The organism is Caloranaerobacter longqiensis (assembly GCF_050286925.1).
Lineage (GTDB): Bacteria > Bacillota > Clostridia > Tissierellales > Thermohalobacteraceae > Caloranaerobacter.
Genome location: NZ_JBFWFX010000011.1, coordinates 17506 through 41146, shown reverse-complemented (window position 1 = coordinate 41146; position 23641 = coordinate 17506). Strand labels below are relative to the sequence as shown.

Annotated in this window: 22 protein-coding genes; 14 read left to right on the top strand and 8 right to left on the bottom strand. The window is 27.6% G+C overall.

Annotation, left to right across the window (positions count from 1 at the left end):
* Positions 1–80: 80 nt before the first annotated feature.
* The 3 genes from AB4Y15_RS09725 (at position 81) to mnmL (ending at position 3463) form a co-directional block, all read left to right on the top strand.
* A complete protein-coding gene (locus AB4Y15_RS09725) occupies positions 81–896 on the top strand; it encodes an FTR1 family iron permease (RefSeq protein ID WP_163234169.1) in 816 nt (271 codons plus the stop codon).
* A 253-nt stretch (positions 897–1149) separates the two neighbouring features.
* Entirely contained in the window at positions 1150–2406 is a 1257-nt protein-coding gene (locus tag AB4Y15_RS09720) for an MFS transporter (RefSeq protein WP_427340127.1), read from the top strand.
* Between the two features lie 100 nt (positions 2407–2506).
* Positions 2507–3463, top strand: coding sequence for a tRNA modification radical SAM protein MnmL/YtqA (mnmL, locus tag AB4Y15_RS09715; protein ID WP_427340126.1), 957 nt, complete (start codon positions 2507–2509; stop codon positions 3461–3463).
* Between the two features lie 2 nt (positions 3464–3465).
* Here the strand turns inward: mnmL and AB4Y15_RS09710 are convergent, their stop codons facing one another.
* From AB4Y15_RS09710 to AB4Y15_RS09685, 6 genes are all read right to left on the bottom strand, one after another.
* Positions 3466–4224, bottom strand: a complete 759-nt coding sequence (locus AB4Y15_RS09710; protein WP_427340125.1) for a glycosyltransferase family 2 protein — start codon at positions 4222–4224, stop codon at positions 3466–3468.
* Entirely contained in the window at positions 4217–5575 is a 1359-nt protein-coding gene (locus AB4Y15_RS09705; protein WP_427340123.1) for a TIGR03111 family XrtG-associated glycosyltransferase, read from the bottom strand. Before AB4Y15_RS09705 ends, AB4Y15_RS09710 begins: the two co-directional genes overlap by 8 nt.
* Entirely contained in the window at positions 5568–6146 is a 579-nt protein-coding gene (gene xrtG, locus AB4Y15_RS09700; protein WP_427340121.1) for an exosortase family protein XrtG, read from the bottom strand. Before xrtG ends, AB4Y15_RS09705 begins: the two co-directional genes overlap by 8 nt.
* Positions 6147–6767 (bottom strand): DOMON domain-containing protein, encoded by a 621-nt coding sequence (locus AB4Y15_RS09695; protein WP_427340120.1) that lies wholly within the window; start codon positions 6765–6767, stop codon positions 6147–6149.
* Positions 6768–6834: 67 nt separating this feature from the next.
* Complete coding sequence (locus AB4Y15_RS09690; protein ID WP_427340119.1) at positions 6835–9801, bottom strand: 6-pyruvoyl-tetrahydropterin synthase-related protein; 2967 nt, start codon at positions 9799–9801, stop codon at positions 6835–6837.
* A 4-nt stretch (positions 9802–9805) separates the two neighbouring features.
* A complete protein-coding gene (locus AB4Y15_RS09685) occupies positions 9806–10258 on the bottom strand; it encodes a GtrA family protein (RefSeq protein ID WP_427340117.1) in 453 nt (150 codons plus the stop codon).
* Between the two features lie 623 nt (positions 10259–10881).
* On the opposite strand from AB4Y15_RS09685, the gene AB4Y15_RS09680 reads away from it, so the two are divergent.
* Together AB4Y15_RS09680 and trmB are read left to right on the top strand one after the other, a co-directional pair.
* Complete coding sequence (locus tag AB4Y15_RS09680; protein WP_427340115.1) at positions 10882–11292, top strand: hypothetical protein; 411 nt, start codon at positions 10882–10884, stop codon at positions 11290–11292.
* A gap of 114 nt (positions 11293–11406) precedes the next feature.
* Positions 11407–12045, top strand: a complete 639-nt coding sequence (gene trmB, locus AB4Y15_RS09675) for a tRNA (guanosine(46)-N7)-methyltransferase TrmB (RefSeq protein ID WP_427340114.1) — start codon at positions 11407–11409, stop codon at positions 12043–12045.
* Positions 12046–12198: 153 nt separating this feature from the next.
* Here trmB and AB4Y15_RS09670 read toward each other — a convergent pair whose 3' ends face one another.
* Complete coding sequence (locus AB4Y15_RS09670; protein ID WP_427340112.1) at positions 12199–12375, bottom strand: DUF1540 domain-containing protein; 177 nt, start codon at positions 12373–12375, stop codon at positions 12199–12201.
* 156 nt (positions 12376–12531) lie between these two features.
* Between AB4Y15_RS09670 and AB4Y15_RS09665 the strand changes: the two genes are divergently transcribed.
* The 6 genes from AB4Y15_RS09665 to AB4Y15_RS09640 all read left to right on the top strand — a co-directional run bounded on the left by AB4Y15_RS09665 (position 12532) and on the right by AB4Y15_RS09640 (position 17365).
* On the top strand, positions 12532–13917 hold the full coding sequence (locus AB4Y15_RS09665; RefSeq protein WP_427340110.1) for an RsmF rRNA methyltransferase first C-terminal domain-containing protein: 1386 nt from the start codon (positions 12532–12534) through the stop codon (positions 13915–13917).
* A 15-nt stretch (positions 13918–13932) separates the two neighbouring features.
* Positions 13933–14655, top strand: coding sequence for a pseudouridine synthase (locus AB4Y15_RS09660; RefSeq protein ID WP_427340109.1), 723 nt, complete (start codon positions 13933–13935; stop codon positions 14653–14655).
* A 195-nt stretch (positions 14656–14850) separates the two neighbouring features.
* Entirely contained in the window at positions 14851–15495 is a 645-nt protein-coding gene (locus tag AB4Y15_RS09655; protein WP_427340107.1) for a phosphatidylserine decarboxylase family protein, read from the top strand.
* Positions 15485–16000, top strand: coding sequence for a CDP-diacylglycerol--serine O-phosphatidyltransferase (gene pssA / locus AB4Y15_RS09650; RefSeq protein ID WP_427340105.1), 516 nt, complete (start codon positions 15485–15487; stop codon positions 15998–16000). The genes AB4Y15_RS09655 and pssA overlap by 11 nt, the downstream gene beginning before the upstream one ends.
* 87 nt (positions 16001–16087) lie before the next feature.
* A complete protein-coding gene (locus AB4Y15_RS09645; protein ID WP_427340103.1) occupies positions 16088–16639 on the top strand; it encodes a DUF6648 family protein in 552 nt (183 codons plus the stop codon).
* 72 nt (positions 16640–16711) lie between these two features.
* Positions 16712–17365, top strand: a complete 654-nt coding sequence (locus AB4Y15_RS09640) for a DUF4397 domain-containing protein (RefSeq protein WP_427340101.1) — start codon at positions 16712–16714, stop codon at positions 17363–17365.
* A gap of 112 nt (positions 17366–17477) precedes the next feature.
* Here the strand turns inward: AB4Y15_RS09640 and AB4Y15_RS09635 are convergent, their stop codons facing one another.
* Entirely contained in the window at positions 17478–18017 is a 540-nt protein-coding gene (locus AB4Y15_RS09635; RefSeq protein ID WP_427340099.1) for a hypothetical protein, read from the bottom strand.
* A 269-nt stretch (positions 18018–18286) separates the two neighbouring features.
* Between AB4Y15_RS09635 and AB4Y15_RS09630 the strand changes: the two genes are divergently transcribed.
* The 3 genes from AB4Y15_RS09630 (at position 18287) to nifJ (ending at position 23444) form a co-directional block, all read left to right on the top strand.
* The gene (locus AB4Y15_RS09630; protein WP_427340097.1) at positions 18287–19255 is read left to right on the top strand and encodes an RluA family pseudouridine synthase; all 969 of its coding nucleotides are present in this window, start codon (positions 18287–18289) and stop codon (positions 19253–19255) included.
* A gap of 85 nt (positions 19256–19340) precedes the next feature.
* On the top strand, positions 19341–19769 hold the full coding sequence (locus AB4Y15_RS09625) for a CBS domain-containing protein (protein WP_427340095.1): 429 nt from the start codon (positions 19341–19343) through the stop codon (positions 19767–19769).
* Between the two features lie 129 nt (positions 19770–19898).
* Positions 19899–23444 (top strand): pyruvate:ferredoxin (flavodoxin) oxidoreductase, encoded by a 3546-nt coding sequence (gene nifJ / locus AB4Y15_RS09620; protein WP_427340093.1) that lies wholly within the window; start codon positions 19899–19901, stop codon positions 23442–23444.
* The last annotated feature ends 197 nt before the right edge of the window (positions 23445–23641 follow it).

Below are 23641 nucleotides of genomic sequence, written 5' to 3'. Positions count from 1 at the left end.
GCTACATTATACAATATAATAGAAAATGAAAATCAATATCAATATCAACTAAACACATTAATATAAGGAGAGGTGATTATATGTTTAGTAGTTTTCTACTAATATTTAGAGAAGCTCTTGAAGCAGCATTAATTATCGGTATTATATTAGGTTATTTAGCTAAAATTAACAAACAAAATCTTAATAAATATGTATATGGTGGAGCTGGGTTTGCAGTTTTAGCAAGCGCTGTTACTGCTTACTTATTTGAGGTATTAGCAGGTGGATTTGAAGGGAGAAGTGAAGAAATATTTGAAGGAATAATAATGCTTGTTGCAGTTGTGATACTTACTTCAATGATTATTTGGATGAAAAATCAGAGTAAAGGTCTGAAAGAAGACCTACATAGAAAGATAGACAGCGCTGTTAGTGACAATAAAGTGTATGGATTAGCATCACTTGCATTCTTATCAGTATATAGAGAAGGTGTAGAAGTTGTATTGTTCTTTAAAGCACTATCAAATCAAGTATCATGGTTAAGCTCTTTGATTGGTTCAATTATTGGGCTAATAGCAGCAATTGCTGTAGCATACATTATATTTAAGACTACAGTAAAATTAAATTTACAACAATTTTTTAAAGTTACAGGAGGTTTAATAATATTAATTGCAGCAGGATTATTTGCTCATGGAATTCACGAGTTACAGGAAGCTCATGTTATTCCTATAATAGTTGAACATTTATATAATATAAATGGTATATTGAATGAAAAAGGGACTATAGGCTCAATATTAAAGGCTATGTTTGGGTATAATGGTAATCCGTCTCTAATTGAGGTGATTAGTTATTGGATTTATTTAGGAGTTGTAGGATTAAAGTATTTTAAAGATAAAAATGTTGTTAAAGAAAGTGCTTAAATTGTAGAAAAACTGTTGACTTATAATGTCAGCAGTTTTTTTGTTTTTAGAGAAAAATTTAAGGAGAAATATTTATCATATTTTTTTAAAAAATTCAGAAAATATTTATTGACATATGAATGAAATTAAGATATTCTATACAAAGAAGTCCAAAATAACAAATAAATGCAAATAACTACAGATGTTTAAAAGTTTGGAATTGTACAACATCTATTTAACTTTACGAAAAAAGGTTTTATTTGGGGGGAGTTAAATGGACGAAAAAGCTATAAAAGAGAAAATGAGTTATAAAGTATTGCTTAAAGAAACAGAGTATATGAAATATATTATAGGAAAGTTGATTTCAAGATTTGGAGATTCTTTAGATATTGTGGCGTATGGTTGGATGGTATTTAAATTAACCGGATCAGCTGCAATGCTGGCTACATTATATGCTGTTAATGGTATTCCGTCGATTTTATTTAATGTTGTATCTGGAGTTGTTGTAAGTTATTTACCTAAGAAGAGAGTTGTTTATTTATGCGATATAGGACGCGGATTTACTGTTTTTCTAACGGCTTTTCTTTTTATAAAGGGATTTTTACAACCATGGCATTTATTTGTATTTACGTTTATAAATTCTACATTTGAAGCATTTAGAGCACCGTCAGACACATCATTACTTACTCAAATTATTAGCAAAGAGAAATTCGAACATGCAATGTCTTTAGATTCAAGTATTATTACATTTATGGAACTTATTGGATATTCTATAGCAGGTACTCTTATTATGATAATTGGTATAGGTGGAGTAATATTTATTGATGCAATTACGTTTTTTATTTGCGGTTTTTTAATAGCATTAATAAAAGTACCTAAAGAAACTTTGAAAGAAGGCAAGTTGACAGTCAATCAATATTTTAAGGATTTAAGTGAGGGAACTAGGTACATACTAAAGAAAAAATTTATTTTAAATGTCTGTATATTTGCAGGAATGTTTAACTTATTTTTAATTCCATTTAATTCTATGATGCCTGCATATGTAGAAATCGTTTTAAACAGAGGGCCTAATGCAATTTCTGTTATGGCTACATCATTTTCGATTGCAATGATTATTGGAAGTATGTTAGTACCATTTATAAAGAATAAACTTTCAGGATTCCAAATGTTTGTTCTTTCAGGAATCATATTTAGTCTATGTTATGCAAGTTTATCTCAATTACATATATTTAAAGGAACTGCATTAGTATATTTACCATTAGTAATTATTTGTGCATTTATGGGATTATCAATTCCTATGATGAATGTACCATTAAAGGTAGCATTAATGTCTAGGGTAGATCAAGAATATATTCCACGTGCAGTATCATTTGTAAATGCATTAGCATTATCAGCTACACCTATTGGTGGTGGAATTGTTGGATTACTTGTTGGATTTATATCACTTCAAAATGTATATCTATTATTTAGCATTGTATTGTTACTCTTGTTTATAGCTCAAATGTTTAATAAGAGCATGAGAACTTTATAAAGCATTAGACTGAATATACTGTGAAAAAGAAAGTTAGTATTAATTATAGTTTTTGTGATAAAATAGATAGAGTCTAGTAATAAATTTATGGGGTGGCAGTATGGAAGAAAAAGACTTATACAGAGTATATTCAGTCTATCTAAAAAACAAATATGGAGAAAAAGTTTATAAACTTCCAATAAATTTACCAATTACATGTCCTAATAGAGATGGGACGGTAGGATATGGAGGGTGTATTTTTTGTGGAGAAGTAGGTGCAGGTTTTGAAAGCTTATCGAATGTGCTTTCGGTAAGAGATCAAATTTTAACGAATAAGGCATATATCAAAAAAAAGTATAAAGCGAATAAATTTATAGCTTACTTTCAGAACTTTACAAATACATACATGGATATAAGTTCATTTAAAAAGAATATTACAGAAGCTATATTAGAAGATATTGTCGAAATTGACATATCTACAAGGCCAGATTGTATTTCTGATAAGTATTTAGAATTTCTAAAGAAGATAAAAGACGATTATGGAGTTAACGTTACTATAGAATTGGGGTTACAAACTGTTAATTATCATACTTTGAAAAAAATTAATAGAGGACATACTTTAGCTGAATTTATCGATAGTGTAATTAGGATTAAAAGTTTTGGATTTGAAGTATGTGCACATTTGATATTAAATCTACCATGGGATACAATGGATGATGTTATTGAAAATGCAAAAATATTGTCTGCTTTATCAGTTGACCAGGTTAAACTGCATTCTTTATATATTGTTGAAAATACCCCTCTTGCAAAACTTTATAAAGAAGGAAGAATACAAATAATATCAAAGGATGAGTATATTTTTAGAGTTATTAATTTTTTAGAATATCTTAAATCTGATATTGTTGTACAGAGGCTTATAGGAAGAGCTCCTGAAGAAAATACTATTTTTGTTAATTGGAATACAAGTTGGTGGAAGGTAAAAGAGGAAATAATTAATAAAATGATAGAATTAAAAACTTTTCAAGGGAAAAAATGTAGTTATTTAAATGGGAGTGCTCTTAAGAAATTTAAAGGCTGAATTTAATAGTTCAGCCTTAATTTTATACCTATTGTAATACTTTTAATAGCATTTTTTAAAACTTTCATTTTACTTTGCCCAATTTTTTTATCATAATTAAGTGTAAAAGGTGCTTCTTCAAAAATACATCCAGATTTATACAATTTATATAAAAGTTCGACCATACAAGTAAAACCTTTTTCAGTTATTATTTTTTCACCATATTTCTCAAAGGATTTTTTAAGTATTTTTGAAGAATAAAGTCTATAACCACAAGTATAATCTTTAACATTTGGTATATGTAGAATAATAGAAAAGAAAAGTTTAGCACCAAAACTCATAAAATTTCTGTAAAAAGGTACTCCTTTTATTTTTGAAGTTTTACAGTATCTAGAAGCTATTATGCAATCAGCTTTTAAATTTATAACTTTATTAAACATATTAACTAAATATAATGGGTCATGTGTATTATCACCATCCATAGTGCATATAAAATCATTATCATTTGATTTATTGACTACATATTTTAAGCCAGTTTTTAAGGTTTCACCTAATCCTTTATTTATTCCATGTTCAATCAAGGTGATTTGTGGATATTTTTTCATTTTTGATTCTATAATTTTTTTTGTATTATCGTTACTACCGTCATTAATTAAAACAATTTCTAAACAATCTATAGAAAATTGTTTTAGAAAATCAGTAATATTAATCCATTTTTTTATAAGTGCATCAATATTATTTTCTTCGTTATAACATGGGATTATAGCGTAAAGTTTATTCATTGTTTATCATCCTTTCTAACTTTTTTAAGAAATTAAATTTTATTTTTATGTTGTTTAAAATTAAATTAAACTCTTCGGTTAATGTTGAGGTGTGCCATTTCGAGCTAGTTGAAAGACTATTTATAATACCAGCTACCCTAATCCAATAAACTATGAACCTGTAAAATGGCAATATGAAACATATATACCATTTAGTGAGTAAATATTTTTTCATACTCTTTTGATTTTTTAGATAAATTAATGCTGTAAATAAATTTAAAAAACTGACAATGACGTACAATAGATACATTAGTATGTTTGCTCCAATTAGAAGTCTTAAAGGATAATTAATAAAATATAAATATATCATTCCAAAAAACCAAACGAGTTTTGGTAAAGCAAGTGTATGGTCATGAATAAGAATCCTCAAAGGAAAGCTTTTGAATATATGTATTAAATTTTTTATATGTAAATGAGGAAATAAGCTAGCAATTTCTAATTGTCCTCTTTGCCATCTTTGTCTTTGGGTATATAATTTGTTAAAATTTTCTATTGGGTCTACATAGAAAAAGGCATTTTCACAAATTGAAATATTACCTTCAATTGAATTTCTAATCTGAAATGTCATATGAGTATCTTCTCCTACAGTTTCAAAACTGTACATTTGAGTTTTTGATATTACGTTCTTTTTAAAACATGAGAAAGCCCCTGCAAGTGTATACATAGAATTTGTCATAGACTGATGATTTCTACCTACCAAAAAAGCTTCTGTATATTCAAAAAGTTCACAAATCCTTAATATTCTGATAAATGTATTTTTAGTATTTTCTATTAATTGGGGGTCGATTAATACCACTCCAGTCATACAGCTTATTTTATCGTCACTTTCGAATTTTCTGACAATTTCAAATAAAGCTTGTCTATCAAGCCAACCGTCACTATCAATATTTATTATGTATTTGCCACTACTTAAAAAAATACCTTTATTTAATGCTTTTGATTTTCCTTGAGAAGAACAATACCATTTTATATTTAGATTTGGATGCTTGTTATGAAAATCTAGAAAAATATTGTAACTATTATCCTTACTTCCATTGTCTATTAGTAAAATTTCAATCAAATGTTTTGGATAATTTTGATTTAGTATAGATTTTAAACACATATTCAGAGTTTTTGCTGAGTTATAAACAGGAATAATAATAGTAATTGGTGGAAAAAAATCAAGTTTTGACATTTTATTACTTTTATTTGCTAAATATTTAAGTAAAAGTAGTGAAACACCGATAAGATTTTTAAAAACCTCAAATAAAAATGGTATTATAAGCCATATACACCAGTATAAAAACTGTTGAAATATTTTGCTTTTAATCATGTTGTAAATTACCTACCTTCAAGTTTAAAATATGTGGTTTAGTAAATACATAATAATATAGAATAACTATAAGCATGAAGAAAAGTATTCTTGCAAAAATTGTATGGCTAAAAAACATTATCCTAGGACCAGCAAATTTAATAAGAATACATATAAAACTCACTCTTAATACATTAGCTAATAGAATATATATTGTACCTAAAAAAGTATATATTATTTTTTTAAAAAAAGTAAATACTGGGTAGAACCATAATAATGATATATATACTAAAGTTTCAACAAAACCTGAACATTCATAATCTACCAAAAAAGAAATAGCTTGATTACAGTAATATACTGTTATATGAGAGTATTTTGGATATGCTATGCAAAGTTTAAACATTTTCCCAATATAACTCACTAAAAAAGTTACACTATATTCAAGAATTTTTTCGGTATAATTTAATCCAAAATACATTGAAAAGCAAAACAAACCTATACTTCCAGCTAAAAACTTAAAAAAATGCATATTCAGTTTTTGAAAAAAAAAGAGTATAAAACACCAGACAATTAATAAGATAAATGGTAACATTTATAAGTTCTCCTTATTAAAAAAAGTCGTAATTTTAGTTAAAATGAAGATGACTATAATTAATAAGATAAAAGATGTGTAAGTATTAACTGTAGATATAACAATCATACCTTTATTAGGTATATTGTCAAATCTACTTTTTATTTTTAACTTGACTTCATAACCACTAGTTGTTGAACCTACTAAATATTTTAATGGGACATAAAACTCTAGTCTTTTACCTTGTTTCTTACTATCTCCCCATTTACCTTTTGCTTGCCAAATATAAAAATTTTTTTCATTATATAGTTTTACATTTACAAATCTATTTTTTGGATTATAACTTACTTTAAGTATTCTAATACCTATATCTGATGAAAAATATATTCGAAAAGTCCATTTATTTTTACTATATTTGCGTTTTACAAAAAGGTAAAGTCTATCTTTTGAAGTATCTACATACCATTTCATTTTAACTATATCGTATCTAGGAAGTTCATCTCTAATAGTGTCATTTAATATGGGTTTATCTTTCCAATCATTGAAATATCCATCTAATGTAATGGTTTCGGAGTATGCATACTTACTGTAAAAGAGTGATAGGAAAATAATCCCAATAAATATATATTTTTTTCTTTTCAATACAAATCACACCTATAAAAAGAATTGTCTGAAAATAATATTAAGGAGAATGAATAAAATATTGATATCAATACTTTTGACGGTTCAAATACAAAAATCTAATTAGAAACGTGAGTAGAATTAAACTGATAAAGCTTATAAAAGCACCAGTTCTAATATATGGATATATAATTTTTATAACTACATTTTTATTTTTAATTACTAAAAGGTTATGCGATTCGTATGTGTTGCCTTCGATAATTTTAAAAGCATCAATATTTGCTAAATCGGTTACAACGTTGTTTTCTTGAGATTCTAGTCTAATTATATTATTATCAATTATTTTTTTTATTTTTACTATTTTACGACGTGGTAATTGGAAAGATTCTAATCCCGTTATTTCCTCAAAGATTTTTATAAAATTATTGTCTTTTGTTATCATTGTAAAAAAAGGCAAATTAAAACCAATGAAAACTATATTTGAGTTTAATTTAGTCCCATAAAAATCTATATAATGATTTTCAAATTGGGTATAACCATAAACCGTATCGAGATTTTCAAGATAAATAGTTTTCCACGTAGAATATTCATTTGGAAAATCCTTTGTTTTTATTTTTTCACCATTTATTATAAAAAAAGGATATTTTTGTTTAAATACAATAGGTTGAGCAAAAACTTCTAAGAAACTAGGTCTAGATGTATATATATCGCAGTCTGCATCTGTTAGATCTATTATAAACTTTATACCCTTTTGTGAAAGCTTACGAACAATAGATTCTGCTAATTCTTTGTTTCTATAGCGAAAACCAGAAAGATATATTACTTTAAATTTTATTAATTCATTTTCAGAGTAATCATCTAAATATACACTATTTCCAATTTTTATATTTGGAAAAATATATGCTATATTGCTTGCGTATTTTCCTATAGCTAGTCCTTCGTAATGGACTTTAGTCCCAAAGTTATAATTAACAGGGTATTTTAATGTAATACTTAATTTAGTTTCGGATATTTTCTGATATCCTATTTTATTAGCAATATTTAAAAAATTCTTTATATTTTTAACCTTATCCTTTTTTACAATGAGAGTATCTGCACCAAGTTCCAAACATCTATCGAATAAAAAATTGAACCATTCTTTTTCTAGTGCTGTATTTATCCAAACAATATTTTGAGATGTTTTTGCTCCTTGCCAAGCCCAACCAAAAGTTTGGTTTAATTTTTTATTTTTTTCATTATAACTTAGATAATAGCTTGGGAATGAACCAAACTCACTACTATCTAAAACAGCTATTCTTTGATGTGAAGATTCTACTGCATTATCAAGTGCATTTTGTAGTTCAATAGGCCATTTTACATTATAGCAAAGGGTTTTGAAAGATATAGAGCTATCTATGATTATAAGGAATATTAAAATATAAAGAAATATTTTTTTTATTTTTCGCCATAGGATAAGTCCTATAAACAGAGCTCCCATGGATAATGGAGTAAATCTCATCATCCAAAAAAGTTGACTCATTGGAAGTTTTTGGACAACACTAAGTAAAGCTTTTGTAGTACCTAAAAAGATTAAAATAACTGTAATGAATCCTGCACGACTTTTTTTGCCACCAAATATAAAACCTAAAATAGCCGTTATAATTAATGAAAGACCAAAATAGTAAACTTCTATGTTTTTAAATCTGATAAATGGATTAAGAGATTGCGATATAGGGTATGTTAAATCTTTCATTACATTTTTTACAGCTTCTGTGTCTAAAGACATCATCCCACCATTAAGAGCAGGATATAACCAAAAACTAGCAACACCAATACCTAAAAGTGCAGCTATAATTATTAATAAAGATGATTTAATTTTTCTATTTTCAATTCCATATAAAAAAGCAAAAACAGTTATTGTTATTCCAGACATTGCAGCTACCATAGCATGACTAAGTGTAATTAAAAAGAATAATGTAGCAGTTATAATTATTTGTTTTTTATTTTCTTTTTCGATGCAATCCCAAACACTTAAAAAAAGATAGGGAATCATCGTTGTAGTTATAACTCTAGGAATATTGCCTTCTGAAAATAAGACTCTTAAATTATCTGGCAGAAAGAACCATAATAAAGAAAGTAGAAAAGATAGAAACTTTCTTTCAGTTTTTGTTCCCCAAAGTAACCATCCAAAACCACCCAAAATAAAAATAAATGCTAAAAATAGGTTATAAGTTAAAAAAACATCACCTCTAGTTAATAATAGAAATAAAAGTAGTATATAATAAGGAAAAGGTGCCCAATATCTAAAAGGTTGAATACCATTATACCAAAGTTCAGTATAAAGAGGGAAAAAATTACCTTTTATTACTTCGTTATATAAGAGTTTTGCTTTAAATAGATGTCCCCAGGTATCAGATCCCCAGGGAAATGAACCATTTTTTGTTATCCACAACATCAATACTAAAGAAAACATTGTAAGGCATAAAGAAGATATAATTAAAAAATTTTTATTTAATGCATCTTTTAATTTACAATAAAATTCATGTTTTTTAATAATTGTTTTTTTATGAAGAATATTAGATGTAAATAGTTTACTTTTATCCAACAAGAAATTTATAATGTTGCTTATTGAAATCATATTTTGTTTTTTTTTCTTTAAAATACTATTTATTTTTATTTCAACTATGCTTTTTTTTTTAGTTGGCATAATATTAGCTTTACATTCTATAACATATGTTCTTGCTGGATTTTCACTTATTTCAAGTTTCTCTAAAATCCAACCCTTTGCTTTAAGTATTCTTTTAATTTGTTCGAAAATAACTTCACCTATATTTTCTAAAGTAGGTTCAATGATATTAAAAGGAGGTATTTCGTTTAATAACTGACCTTCATATATCGATAGGAAAAATTGTACATCTTTTTCAATATCACTAAATTTAAAAAAAATATTTTCATTTCTATATATGGTTATTACTATTTCCCAAGTATGAGGATGCTCTTTAGATTTAGAATCAGAAAATTGAAGTATATGTCGAGCATTTAAATAGAACTTGAATTTATATTTTTTTGTAAGCATTTTTTTATCCCCTTTGATTTCGTATAAAATAAATTCTATAAGTAAATTTTCTTAAATAATATGTAAATAAAAAAGGTACAATTATAGATAAGAATTTACTAATCTCAAAAGTAAAATTCATTTTTTCATATGAGAACCATATTGTTAAATTTGCTAAAATTAAACCTAAAACAAATGTAAGAAAATAAATTAAAAAAGAATAAAAATTAATTTTAAGTTTAAAAACGAACTTTATACTAAGAAAAAAGTGTATTAGAAAACCAGTAAAATTACCAAAAATATTTGATAAAATGTAATTCAATTTAAGAATATAGAACATATTTAAAGTAACCAAAAAATCAATTATAAGGGTTAGAAAAGAAATAGAAAAATATTTAATTATATCTATTAATTCATTGTATAGTTTATTAACTTTTCCTATATTCTTTAGTTTTAATAAGTCTATCAATAGAAACACTAACCTTTCGTATTTGGATTATCTTTTGATAAACATAAAAACAAAGATACATAAAAGATTTATATTGACATATTAGCTTGTCCTAATTATTTTAAAAAATTCTTTATTCAAGAGAAATTTTAAAAACAGATAACATTATAAAATTAAATAAAATATAATCTTATATATAAAATTATAAATATCAGAATTTGATATTGTCAAGTTTTGGATTAATAGAATTAAAAATGTAAATAAAATATAGAAAAATGTAAACTTGTAGAGATTTCGATTTTTAAGAGGATTCTTTTTATTGAATTAAGTAGTAATGTATATAACTTATTTTAAAGTAAAGTATTAATAGATATATTCTAGAGGAATTAATAATATCAAAAGTATTAATACAAATAGCGTTTGGACAATTCTTGAAGAAAATACTATTTTTGTTAATTGGAATACAAGTTGGTGGAAGATAAAAGAGGAAATAATTAATAAAATGATAGAATTAAAAACTTTTCAAGGGAAAAAATGTAGTTATTTAAATGGGAGTGCTCTTAAGAAATTTAAAGAATAGTTTGAAAAATTTGAAGGATTTTAGTTTGCTGTGACGAAATTATATGTAAAAGGTTAAATTGGAGGGGATTAAAATGGTTAAATTGGTCTGTGGGAAAAAAGGTACTGGAAAGACTAAACGATTAATAAAAATGGCTAATGAAGATGTGAAGGAGCCTTTGGGGGATATTGTGTTTATCGATTCAGATGTAAAACATATGTTAGATCTTAATCATAAAATAAGGTATATTAATGCCATGGAATTTGAAGTTAAGGGTATTGAAATGTTCCATGGCTTTTTATGTGGTTTAATAGCAGAAGATTATGATATAGAGAAAATTTATATTGATGCAGTATATAAAATTGCAGATATAGATTTATCATTGTTACAAAAATATATTCAAAGGTTAGAAAACTTGGCTAATAAATTTAAGGTAGATTTTATATTAAGTTTAAATGTTGAGGAAAAAGATATACCTGAAAATATAAAGAAATATGTAATATAGACTGGATTTAGTATCCAGTCTTTTGATTTTAAAATACTTGTTTTAAAAAACTATTTGAAATATATAATAATATATATTAGTATAATAATTGTATAATTACATGGAGGTATTTTTATGGGAAGACTAAGGAGGAAAAAAGGTTTATTAGAGAAACTTTTAGAGAAAGATAATTATTTAGTTAAAAATCCAGTTGAATATAAAGGAAAATGGAAAGAGATATTTGGTAAAGATATCTTACATATAGAATTGGGAACTGGAAAAGGCCAGTTTATAACGACTTTAGCTGAGAAGAATGAAAATGTTGGATATGTTGGAGTTGAAAAAATAGCAGATGTATTGTTTCAGGCTGTAAAAAAGGCAGAAGGTAAAGAATTAAATAATATTAAATTTTTACTTTTTGATGTTAATGAAATAGAAAATATATTTGAAGAGAATGAAGTTGATAGAATTTATATAAACTTTTGCGACCCTTGGCCAAAGAAAAGACATACTAAAAGACGATTAACTTATAGGGAATTTTTAAGCAAATATAGAAAAATACTAAAAGTTAATGGTGAAATCCATTTTAAAACTGATAATGAAAAATTATTTGAGTTTTCATTAAATGAAATGAGTGAATTTGGATTTGAATTAAGAGATATTTCATTAAATCTTTATAGAGATGGAGATTTAGATACTGTAAAAACTGAGTATGAAGAGAAATTTATTAGTCAAGGTAAACCTATATATTTTGTTAGGGCTGTAATTAAGTAATATGGCGGCATAGGCCGCCTTATTTTGTTATAATCCGCAAGGATTTCAACAAAATCTTCCTTATAAATTATTTTTATTTAAATTAAAGATTTTGTTATAATCTGTATAGATTTCAACAAAATCTTCCTTAATTCATTTGAATCGAAGATTTTGTTATAATTTATTTTTAGGTATAAAAGTTGCACAGTCAGTTTCATGAGAATTACTAGCATTAGGTGGTTGAATTTGAATTGAAGAAGCTAGACAATGATCTCCTTCTCCATAATAATAACAACTATTTACACTACATGTTACTCTACCAATATAATTATCTGTTTTTTGTGCACGCAATTGACATCCTCCTTTAAGTTTTATACATAAAACTTTTTAATAGTTTCAAAAATAGTGTATGAAAACTTTAAATAATTATTCATATCAAAAAATTTAATAGTAACCACATTTTTCAAAAATTTATTTGAAAAAGAGTTAAGTTAATTATAAAATATAATGGAAAAAGTTAAAGTAGGTGGTTTTATGAATTTACCAGAAGAATTTTTAATAAAGATGCAAGATTTATTAGGAAATGAATATAATGATTTTATTGAAAGCTATAATGAAGAGTCATATAAAGGTATAAGAGTAAATACACTAAAATTAAGTGTAGAAGATTTTAAGAAAATTTCTCCTTTTAATTTAAGGGAGATACCTTGGTGCAGGGAAGGTTTTTATATAGATGATTTTGATAGAGTAAGACCAGGCAAACATCCTTACTATCATTGTGGTTTGTATTATATTCAAGAACCAAGTGCAATGATACCAGTTGAAGTTTTGGACCCGAAACCAGGGGATAAGATACTTGATATAAGTGCTGCTCCTGGAGGTAAAACAACTCAGATAGGTGCAAAATTAAATGGTAAGGGTTTGCTTGTTGCTAATGATATAAATCCTAAAAGAGTTAAAGCGTTGACTAAAAATATTGAAATGTTCGGAATTAGAAATTCTATAGTAACAAATGAAACTCCAGAAAGATTAGCTGAAAAATTTAAGTATTTTTTTGACAAGATTTTAGTTGATGCTCCTTGCTCAGGAGAAGGTATGTTTAGGAAAGACCCAAAGTCTGTTAAGAGTTGGAGCAAATTTTCAGTAAATCAGTGTTTAAGAATGCAGAAAGATATATTGAAACATATTCCTAAAATGTTAAAGCCAGGCGGCATGTTGGTTTATTCAACTTGTACATTTTCTCCAGAAGAGAACGAGGGTACAATGGAATGGTTTTTAAGAGAGTTTCCAGAATTCGAGGTAGTTGAAATAAAAAATATTGATGTGTTAGATAGAGGTAGACCAGAGTGGATAGATGGTAGAGTAGAGATTGAACGGACTTTAAGAGCATGGCCTCATAAAATCAAAGGAGAGGGTCATTTTATAGCTTTACTTAGAAAAAAAGATGGGCAGACTGAAGAACTTAAGGAATTTAGTAAAAAAGATTCAAATTATGATGCTTATTTAGAGTTTGAGGATTTAAATATGAAAATATCATTGAAAGAGAGTCTTCATAGTATAGGAGAAAATTTATATAGTATACCTGATGAATTACCTGATTTAACTGGTATTAAAGTTACTAATTTAGGTTTGTATTTAGGGAAAATTAAAAAAAATAGATTTGAACCTAGTCAGTCATTAGCTTTAGCTTTTAAAAAAGAATATTTTAGGAATTTAATAGATTTTTCAAGCGAGAGTATAGAGGCAATTAAATATCTTAAAGGTGAAACCTTGATGTTAAGCGGTAAAAAAGGATGGAAATTAGTATGTATTGATGGATTTCCTGCAGGATGGGGTAAACAGACTGACAGTTTTCTTAAAAACTATTATCGACCCGAATGGAGAATGAGATAATGACAGGAGGAAGTTATGGATAAAAAGATTAGATTAGATAAAATACTTTCTAATTTAGGTTATGGTAGTAGAAAAGATATAAAGAAAATGGTAAAAAGTGGCTTAGTAGAAGTGAATGGTGAAGTAATAAAGGATAGTTCATATAAGTTAAATCCGTATAAAGATGTAATTAAAATAGGTGATACAGTTGTTGAATATAGAGAATTTATTTATTTGATGATGAATAAACCTAAAGGAGTAGTTTCTTCGACAGATGATCCATTATCAAGAACTGTGATTGACTTAATAGATGAAAAGTATAGGGTATTTAATCCTTTTCCAGTAGGAAGGCTAGATAAAGATACAGAAGGGTTATTAATTATTTCTAATGATGGTAAGCTGGCACATAATTTATTATCTCCTAAAAAACATGTTGAGAAAAAATATTATGTAGAAGTAGAAGGACATGTTACTGAAGATGATAAAGAAATTTTTGCTGAAGGTGTAGTAATTGACGGTAAATATAAAACTATGCCTGCTCAGCTTGAAATTATCGATACAGATAATATATCAAAAGTTTATCTTACTATTAAGGAAGGTAAATTTCATCAAGTTAAGAAGATGTTTAAAGCAGTAAATAAAAAAGTAGTGTATTTAAAAAGAGTTTCTATGGGTAGATTGGATTTGGACGAGACTTTATTGCCTGGTGAGTATAGAGAATTGACAGAAGAAGAAATACTTCTACTAAAAAATTCTTGATGTGATTTGCATATATAGATATACATACATTTATAGTAAATTATTGAAAGTAATAGAGTTAGTTATTGATATTTTTGTTTATTGTTTTATTATAAATGATTTATAATTTGATTATACTCTATGTTTTGATATATAATGGATAAATGTATATTTATAGAGTTTTAACTGATTTTAAACAATAGAAAGGGGTATAAGATGAGGAATTTTATTATTTCACCTGATGGCTTTCCTTATATTTTATTATTGTTAGCTATTACTATTATAACTGGATTTATAAGTATATATGCAGCAATTATACCGTTTGTTTTTTTGATATTTGTAACATTCTTTTTTAGAAATCCACCTAGAAAAATAAAAAAAGATGATAAAATTATTTTATCACCAGCAGATGGTAAAATTCTAAGTATAACTGAAATTGATGAAGATGAATATCTTAAATGTAAAGCTGTTAAAGTAAGTATTTTTTTATCTTTATTTAATGTGCATGTAAACAGAACTCCAATATCAGGTAAAGTTGAATATATTAACTATAGACCAGGAAAGTTTTTACCTGCTTTTAAAAGTCATGCTTCTGAAATTAATGAGAGGAATACTATAGGGATAAATAATGGGAATATTAAAGTTTTAGTACATCAGATTACTGGTTTTATTGCAAGGAGAATAGTTAGTTGGGTTAAAATAGGAGATGTTCTGCAGCAAGGCCAGCTTTATGGATTAATTAAATTTGGTTCATGTACAGAAGTTGTAATTCCAATAGATAGAGTAGAATTAAAAGTTAAGGAAGGCGATATCGTAAAAGGTGGATTAACAGTAATTGGAGTGATTAAAGATGAAAATTAAAGGGTATATCCCAAATTTATTTACTTTTTTAAATCTATCATTAGGAATATTGGCAATATTGTATATTATTCAAGGAAACTATTATATTTCTTCTTTACTTATTTTATTAGCAGCTTTATTAGATAGATATGATGGTAAAATAGCAAGAATGTTTAATGCAACTTCAAGTATCGGTAAAGAATTAGATTCTCTGTGTGATTTAATTTCGTTTGGAGTTGCTCCGTCAATATTAATTTGGCATAGTCAGCTTATTGATATAGGTGTTTTGGGTATAATAATAACAATTTTATTTGCTATTGCTGGAGCTTACAGGTTAGCAAGATATAATACTATAGATTTTGATGGTATATATATTGGGATACCGATAACTTTATCAGGAGGCATATTGGCTATAACTTCTTTATATACAATAAAGTATGAGATTAACGTATATGTTTTAATATTTATAATGTTAACACTATCATATGCTATGGTGAGCAATAAAATAAAATTAAAAAAGAGGTAAATTATTACTAATAAGATGCTTTTGAATTATGATATAATTAATATATAATTACAGTTTAAATAGCAATTATTAGATAGGGTGTTAGTTGTGGCATATTATAAAAGAGAGAGTTTATTCGATAAGTTTTTTAATCATAGAGATGCACTTATTATTCAATATATTAATGGCGATATAACTAAAAGAGAGTTTTTAAAATTGAATTTTGAATATATACAGAAAATGAATGTTAAACCATTTAGCAGAATAGATAGTTTTGAAAAAGGTATGTATAACTATCAGTACTACAATATGTTAGCAAAATATTATTATATGACGGCAATGGATATAAAGAAGAAAAATAAGCACTTTGATTATTATAGAGCTTGTATTGATGAAGCAAATTACTATTATAACTTAAAGGATAGAGCTACATTAAAGCTGCTAAGATTTTTAAAATTTAAGAATGTAGAAGCATATTTTATTAAAGTGCAATCTAAATTTCTTAAGGATAAGTTATATGAAATAGATTTAAAGGATTATGAAAATGCAATTTTACATTCTAAAAGTCCATGGCTTTTAAAAATTCTTAAAGATGAAGGTGTTTTTTTTGAAGGCGTAAGAAAATCATTAATTGATAGTTATATAAATGAAAAATATTAGTTGCAAAAATTTACCTACTGCATATATTGTACTAGCAGTAGGTAAATTCTTTTTTTAGGGAGATGATTTTAGATGTATGAATGTTGGTCAAATTTAAATTTTTGCTACAATCCTATGTATAGGATGCATTCATACGTACGTTTTTTACATGCTTCTCCAGGCACATCTAATATAGATATTCTAATGAATAACAAAGATGTATCTACAAATCTTTCTTATAAAGATTTTACAGAATATTTTCCTGTTTATCATGGTAGATATAATATTAAAGTTTTTCCAGCAGGTAACAGAACCAAGGTTTTAATCGATACAGATATAAACATTCTACCAGGTTCTATTTTTACTGTATCGGTTATTGGAAAGTTAGAAGATATATCTTTATATCCTATTTTAGATCCGAGATTGCCTATACCGATGGGGAAAGTATGTTTAAGATTTATTCACCTATCACCAGATACACCACCAGTAGATGTTAGGCTTTCTAATGGTGCTCTTTTGTTTTCTAATATAGGTTATAAGCAAATAACGAATTATATTTTGTTATCTCCTGCAACCTATAACTTTGATATTTATTTAGCAGCAACTAATAAAAGAATTTTATATGTTCCAAATGCATCATTATCATCAGATAAATTCTATTCAATATATTTTATAGGATCGTCAAGGCAAGAGCCATCATTACAAGTATTAATACCATTAGATGGAAATTCATATCTTAGATTTTAGCAATAAAAAAAGAGCTAACAGCTAACAATTGCAAACTGTTAGCTGTTAGCCCATAGCTACTAGTCTAGTTTTATAGTTTGTTTTAAAAGTGGTTACAATAAATGATTAGGTTCTAAATTACTCCTGCGATAATTTTTATTATTTTATCTAATGAGCTATTGCTTTCAATTTTAAAGCTACCTGCTTTAAGTTTTGTATCAAGTTTTAATTCTTTAGCTCTGTTTAAAAATTCGGTTTTGCTGTCAATTAAACCTTCTCTTAATAATATATCGGCGATAGTAGGACCTAAAGAACCTTTTGGTATGTTAATAATAACTATTTTAGTATTTTGTGTATTGTTTGAATTTGTATTTTTGTCAGGTTTATTAGAGTCTATTTGGTCGTTTTGGTTATTATTTTGAGCTGAATTATTTACTTCAGTATTATCTGTTGTATCCGTAGAAGTAGAAGTATTTTTGTTAATAGATGCATTATTATCATTATTGCTTACGACTTCAGAGCTAATTATTGGAGTTTTTACTGTATTATCTGCAAACAGAATATCTAATCTCCAACCTATGATTCCAATAACTATAACTGTAATACCAATTATTATTATGTAGTCTATGATATCGTACAAAAAGTCTTTAAATTTTTCAAAAAAGCTGTTCAATTTAGTCACCCCAAATATTATTTTATAATCCATAGAAAATTATATATCTTATTAATATTGTAAATATTTTTAAATATAATTTTTGTAATGAATATAGGCAAAATCTTCCTTAACGATTTATTTAAATCGAAGATTTTGTCCTAACAAAATGATATCATATTAGGTGGTATAATTTCAATAAATAGAACTGATATAGAGTTGTAATTTGTTGACAATTGAAAGAAATAATGTTTAAATAGTTTATTATACAAATGAGAAAGGAGACGAGTATGAAAGAGATAACAATAAGTAAAAATGAAAGTAATCAAAGATTAGATAGATTTTTAAAAAAATATATGCCTAGAGCTTCTAAAGGATTTATATATAAAATGCTGAGAAAAAAAAGAATAAAGCTAAACGGTAAGAAAGCAAAACCAAATGATATTCTTAAAGAAGGAGATGTATTAAGTTTATATTTAGCTGAAGATACTATAAATAAATTTAAAGAAGAAATTAAAATAGAAAACAATAAAGTAGACATAGATATAGTATATGAGGATGAAAATATTATTTTAATAAATAAACCTAAAGGATTATTATCACATTCTGATAGAGCAGATAGTAAAAATGATGTTGTAAATATGCTAATAAGTTATTTATACAGTAAAGGTGAATATAATCCTAATGAAGAGAAGACTTTTGTACCATCTATATGTAATAGACTAGATAGAAATACAAGTGGGATTATAATTGGAGCTAAAAATTTTACAGCATTACAATTAATTAATAAAGCTATAAGAGAGAAAAAAATAAAAAAATATTATAAATGTATTGTTAAAGGAAAAATAGAAAAAGATTTTAATGTAAAAGGCTATATGTTAAAGGATGCGAAAAAAAATAAAGCAAATATTTTTCAAGATTATGTAAACGGGGCAAAAAAGATTGAAACAGGGATAAAAGTTTTGAAAAGCAATGATAAATATAGTTTACTTGAGATAAATTTAATTACTGGAAGAACACATCAAATCAGGGCTCATTTATCTTATTTAGGACATCCTATTATAGGGGACACAAAATATGGAGATGTTATTACAAATAGATTTTTTAAGGAAGAATATAATTTAGATAGTCAATTTTTACATTCATATAAGATAGAGTTTAATGGATTAGATGATTACTTATCATATTTAAATGGTAAAAGTTTTATTGCTAATTTAGATGAGTTATATAAAAAAATTATTAAAGATTTATTTAGTTGATTTTAAATCAAGAATTTTGTTCTATGTTTAAAAAATAAATTTTTGCATATCCTAATTGTGAGTAATCACAAGGAGGGTGAAAAGTTTGAAGGTAAGAGAGGTAATGACTACTAATGTTTCAGTTGCTAGGGAAAATAGTACCATAAAAGAAGTAGCAGACCAGATGAAAAGTTTAAACGTTGGTTCTATTCCAGTATGTGATAGTTCTAACAGACCTATTGGTATAGTAACAGATAGGGATATTGTTGTTAGAGGATTAACATCTGGAAGCGACAATTCTGCACCTGTATCAAGCGTTATGACAAGAAATGTAGTTTCTGTTTCTCCAGATACAGATATTCACGAAGCAGCAAGAATTATGGCTGATAATCAAATTAGACGACTTCCTGTTGTTGAAAATGGTAAACTTGTAGGTATATTATCAATTGGTGACCTTGCTGTAAGAGATATATATGTAAATGAAGCAGGAGACGCATTATCAAGTATTTCAGAACCAAGCAGACCAATGAAATAGTTCCTGGTTACAGGAACTATTTTTTTTAAAAGTATGTTATATACTAAAAAATCAGGGTATGAATTGTAGTGGGTTTTATTAATTTGAGAAAAAGCTTTTTTGCTTATTATAAATAAGGGGGTCAAAAACATGGCAAAAAAGGTTATGAAAACTATGGATGGTAATATGGCTGCTGCATATGTTGCATACGCATTTACTGATATTGCAGCTATCTATCCAATCACACCATCATCACCGATGGCAGAATATGTTGATGAATGGTCAATTAATGGAAAGAAAAATATTTTTGGTCAGACTGTTCAAGTAACAGAATTACAATCTGAAGCTGGTGCAGCAGGTGCTGTACACGGTTCGCTACAAGGTGGAGCACTTACTACTACATTTACAGCTTCACAAGGGTTACTTTTAATGATACCAAATATGTATAAAATAGCAGGTGAATTGTTACCTGGGGTATTTCATGTAAGCGCACGTGCTGTAGCAAGCCATGCATTATCAATTTTTGGTGATCATTCAGATGTAATGGCCACAAGACAAACTGGTTTTGCATTACTTGCATCAGGTAGTGTGCAAGAAGTTATGGATTTAGGTGGAGTCGCACATCTTAGTGCTATTAAGACAAGAGTTCCATTTTTACATTTCTTTGATGGGTTTAGAACTTCTCACGAAATTCAAAAGATTGAACTTATTGATTATGAAGATTTTGCAAAACTTATTGATTTTGAAGCTGTAAATGAGTTTAGAAAGAGAGCATTAAATCCTGAACATCCTATAACTAGAGGTACTGCACAAAATCCAGATATATTTTTCCAAGCTAGAGAAGCATCAAATAAATTTTATCAGAAAGTACCAGATGTAGTTGCTAACTACATGGCTGAAATAAGTAAGATTACTGGTAGAGACTATAGACCATTCAATTACTATGGTGCAGAAGATGCTGAGTACATAATAGTTGCTATGGGTTCAGTTATAGAAACTATAGAAGAAACTATTGATTACTTATTATCAAAGGGAGAAAAGGTTGGTTTAATTAAAGTTCGTCTATATAGACCTTTCTCAGAAAAATACTTCTTTAATGTATTACCAAAAACTGTTAAGAGAATAGCAGTACTTGACAGAACTAAAGAACCTGGTTCTTTAGGAGAACCATTATATCAAGATGTACGTACATTGTTTTACGATAAGGAGAATGCTCCGTTAGTAATAGGTGGACGTTATGGATTAGGTTCTAAAGATACTACACCTTCACAAATTAAGGCAGTATTTGACAACTTAAAGTCAGACAATCCAAAAAATGGATTTACTATAGGTATAGTAGATGATGTTACTAACCTTTCATTAGAAGTTAAAGACCACATTGTTACTGAGCCTGAAGGAACTGTAAGATGTAAGTTTTGGGGACTTGGTTCAGATGGAACTGTTGGAGCTAACAAAAATGCTATCAAGATAATCGGTGATAATACTGATCTCTATGTTCAAGGTTACTTCTCTTATGATTCTAAGAAGTCTGGTGGAGTTACAATTTCTCACTTAAGATTTGGTAAGAAGCCTATTAGATCTACTTACTTAATAGATGAAGCTGACTATGTTGCGTGTCATAACCAAGCATATGTTGGGCAATATGATATATTAAAGGGATTAAAACCAGGTGGTACATTTGTACTTAATTGCAAATGGTCAGTAGAAGAATTAGAAGAAAAATTACCTGCTTCAATGAAAAAATACTTGGCAGATAACAATATAGATTTCTATATCATCAATGCTACTGATATAGCTCAAGAAATAGGACTTGGTAATAGAATTAACATGATAATGCAAGCTGCTTTTTTCAAGCTAGCAAAGGTTATTCCCGTTGAAGTTGCTATTAAGTACTTAAAGGATGCTATCGTTAAGACTTATGGTAAGAAAGGTGAAAAAGTAGTTAAAATGAACTATGAAGCTGTTGATAGAGGTGTAAACAGCTTAGTGAAAGTTGAAATACCAGAAAGCTGGAAGTTTGCTACTGCAGAGGAAGAAGCAGCTGTGACTAAAGAAGTTCCTGAGTTTATAGAAAAGGTATTGATTCCTATGAATAAACAAGAGGGAGATTCACTACCTGTAAGTACTTTTGTAGGTAGAGAAGACGGTACTTTTCCACAAGGAACAGCAGCATATGAAAAACGTGGCATAGGTGTGAATGTTCCAGAATGGATTAAGGAAAACTGTATCCAATGTAATCAATGTTCATTCGTATGTCCACATGCTGCAATCAGACCATTTTTATTAAATGAAGAGGAGAAAGCAAATGCGCCTGAAACCTTCGAAACTATTAAAGCTATAGGGAAAGGATTTGAAGGACTTGAGTTCAGAATACAGGTAAGTACTCTTGATTGTGCAGGCTGTGGAAACTGTGCCGACATTTGTCCAGCTAAGAATAAAGCATTAGTAATGAAGCCACTTGAAACTCAAGTGGAAAAAGAAGTTCCAAACTGGAATTATGCAATAAATAATGTAACTTATAAAGATAATTTAATGTCTACCGGGACAGTTAAGGGAAGCCAATTTGCACAGCCATTATTTGAGTTCTCAGGAGCTTGTGCAGGTTGTGGGGAAACTCCATATATCAAAGTTATAACTCAATTATTTGGAGATAGAATGGTTATAGCTAATGCTACAGGTTGTTCTTCAATTTGGGGTGCTTCAGCTCCTTCAACTCCATATTGTACTAATAAAGAAGGTAAAGGTCCAGCTTGGGCTAACTCACTGTTCGAAGACAACGCAGAATATGGATATGGTATAGCATTGGCAATCAAGCAAATGAGAAATAGATTAGAAGAATTGATGAAGGAATTAGTTAAGCTTAATATAGATGAAAATATTAAAGCTCCATTTAAGGCATGGCTTGAAAACAAAGAAGACGCTAAAGGTTCTAAGGCTGCTACATTAGAAATATTGAAAGTATTAAATAATAATAATGTAGAAGATGAAAGAGTTAAAGCAATCCTTAAAGAAATCGAAGAAAAGAAAGATTATCTAATTAAGAAGTCTGTATGGATTGTTGGTGGAGATGGATGGGCATATGATATCGGTTACGGTGGACTTGACCATGTATTGGCTTCAGGTGAGAATGTAAACATATTAGTATTCGATACTGAGGTATATTCTAATACTGGAGGACAGTCATCTAAGGCTACGCCAACAGCAGCTGTTGCTAAATTTGCTGCATCAGGTAAGAAGGTTAAGAAAAAAGACCTTGGTATGATAGCTACTACTTACGGATATGTATATGTAGCTCAAGTCGGTATGGGAGCAGATAAGAACCAATTCATGAAGGCTATTCAAGAAGCTGAGAGCTACGATGGACCGTCATTAATCATAGCTTATGCTCCATGTATCAATCATGGTATTAAAGCAGGAATGGGTAAAACTCAAGAACGAACTAAGAAGGCTGTTGAAGCAGGATACTGGCATTTATGGAGATACAACCCAATGCTTAAAGAACAAGGTAAGAATCCATTTATCCTAGATTCTAAGGAACCGACAGCTGATTTTAAAGAGTTTTTGAAAGGCGAAGTAAGATATACTTCACTCATGAACTCATTCCCAGAAATAGCTGAAGAACTTTTCGAAAAAGCGGAAAAAGATGCAAAAGAAAGATACGAAACATACAAGCGTATGGCAGCTATGGAATATTAAAAAGAAAGGTCGGGCATAGATTAAACTGCTCGACTTTTTATATAAAAATTAAGGATTTTTCTCAAGCGTTTTAAAATAGTTATTTTATGGTAAAAAATTCCTTATATAGTATTCTAAAAATATTTTCTTTGTAGTTAAATAGAATAAAATTGCAAAAGATAAAAAAGAAAGGTGCTAGGAGTAGAAAGGCATACAAC

Excerpts from the sequence above, each read along its gene's own strand:
- AB4Y15_RS09705 (WP_427340123.1), bottom strand. The coding sequence starts at position 5,575 with ATGATTAAAAGCAAAATATTTCAACAGTTTTTATACTGGTGTATATGG.
- AB4Y15_RS09655 (WP_427340107.1), top strand. The coding sequence starts at position 14,851 with ATGAGGAATTTTATTATTTCACCTGATGGCTTTCCTTATATTTTATTA.
- AB4Y15_RS09665 (WP_427340110.1), top strand. The coding sequence starts at position 12,532 with ATGGAAAAAGTTAAAGTAGGTGGTTTTATGAATTTACCAGAAGAATTT.
- AB4Y15_RS09640 (WP_427340101.1), top strand. The coding sequence starts at position 16,712 with ATGTATGAATGTTGGTCAAATTTAAATTTTTGCTACAATCCTATGTAT.
- pssA (WP_427340105.1), top strand. The coding sequence starts at position 15,485 with ATGAAAATTAAAGGGTATATCCCAAATTTATTTACTTTTTTAAATCTA.
- AB4Y15_RS09680 (WP_427340115.1), top strand. The coding sequence starts at position 10,882 with ATGGTTAAATTGGTCTGTGGGAAAAAAGGTACTGGAAAGACTAAACGA.
- AB4Y15_RS09720 (WP_427340127.1), top strand. The coding sequence starts at position 1,150 with ATGGACGAAAAAGCTATAAAAGAGAAAATGAGTTATAAAGTATTGCTT.
- AB4Y15_RS09710 (WP_427340125.1), bottom strand. The coding sequence starts at position 4,224 with ATGAATAAACTTTACGCTATAATCCCATGTTATAACGAAGAAAATAAT.
- AB4Y15_RS09725 (WP_163234169.1), top strand. The coding sequence starts at position 81 with ATGTTTAGTAGTTTTCTACTAATATTTAGAGAAGCTCTTGAAGCAGCA.
- trmB (WP_427340114.1), top strand. The coding sequence starts at position 11,407 with ATGGGAAGACTAAGGAGGAAAAAAGGTTTATTAGAGAAACTTTTAGAG.
- AB4Y15_RS09690 (WP_427340119.1), bottom strand. The coding sequence starts at position 9,801 with ATGCTTACAAAAAAATATAAATTCAAGTTCTATTTAAATGCTCGACAT.
- AB4Y15_RS09660 (WP_427340109.1), top strand. The coding sequence starts at position 13,933 with ATGGATAAAAAGATTAGATTAGATAAAATACTTTCTAATTTAGGTTAT.
- nifJ (WP_427340093.1), top strand. The coding sequence starts at position 19,899 with ATGGCAAAAAAGGTTATGAAAACTATGGATGGTAATATGGCTGCTGCA.
- AB4Y15_RS09630 (WP_427340097.1), top strand. The coding sequence starts at position 18,287 with ATGAAAGAGATAACAATAAGTAAAAATGAAAGTAATCAAAGATTAGAT.
- mnmL (WP_427340126.1), top strand. The coding sequence starts at position 2,507 with ATGGAAGAAAAAGACTTATACAGAGTATATTCAGTCTATCTAAAAAAC.
- xrtG (WP_427340121.1), bottom strand. The coding sequence starts at position 6,146 with ATGTTACCATTTATCTTATTAATTGTCTGGTGTTTTATACTCTTTTTT.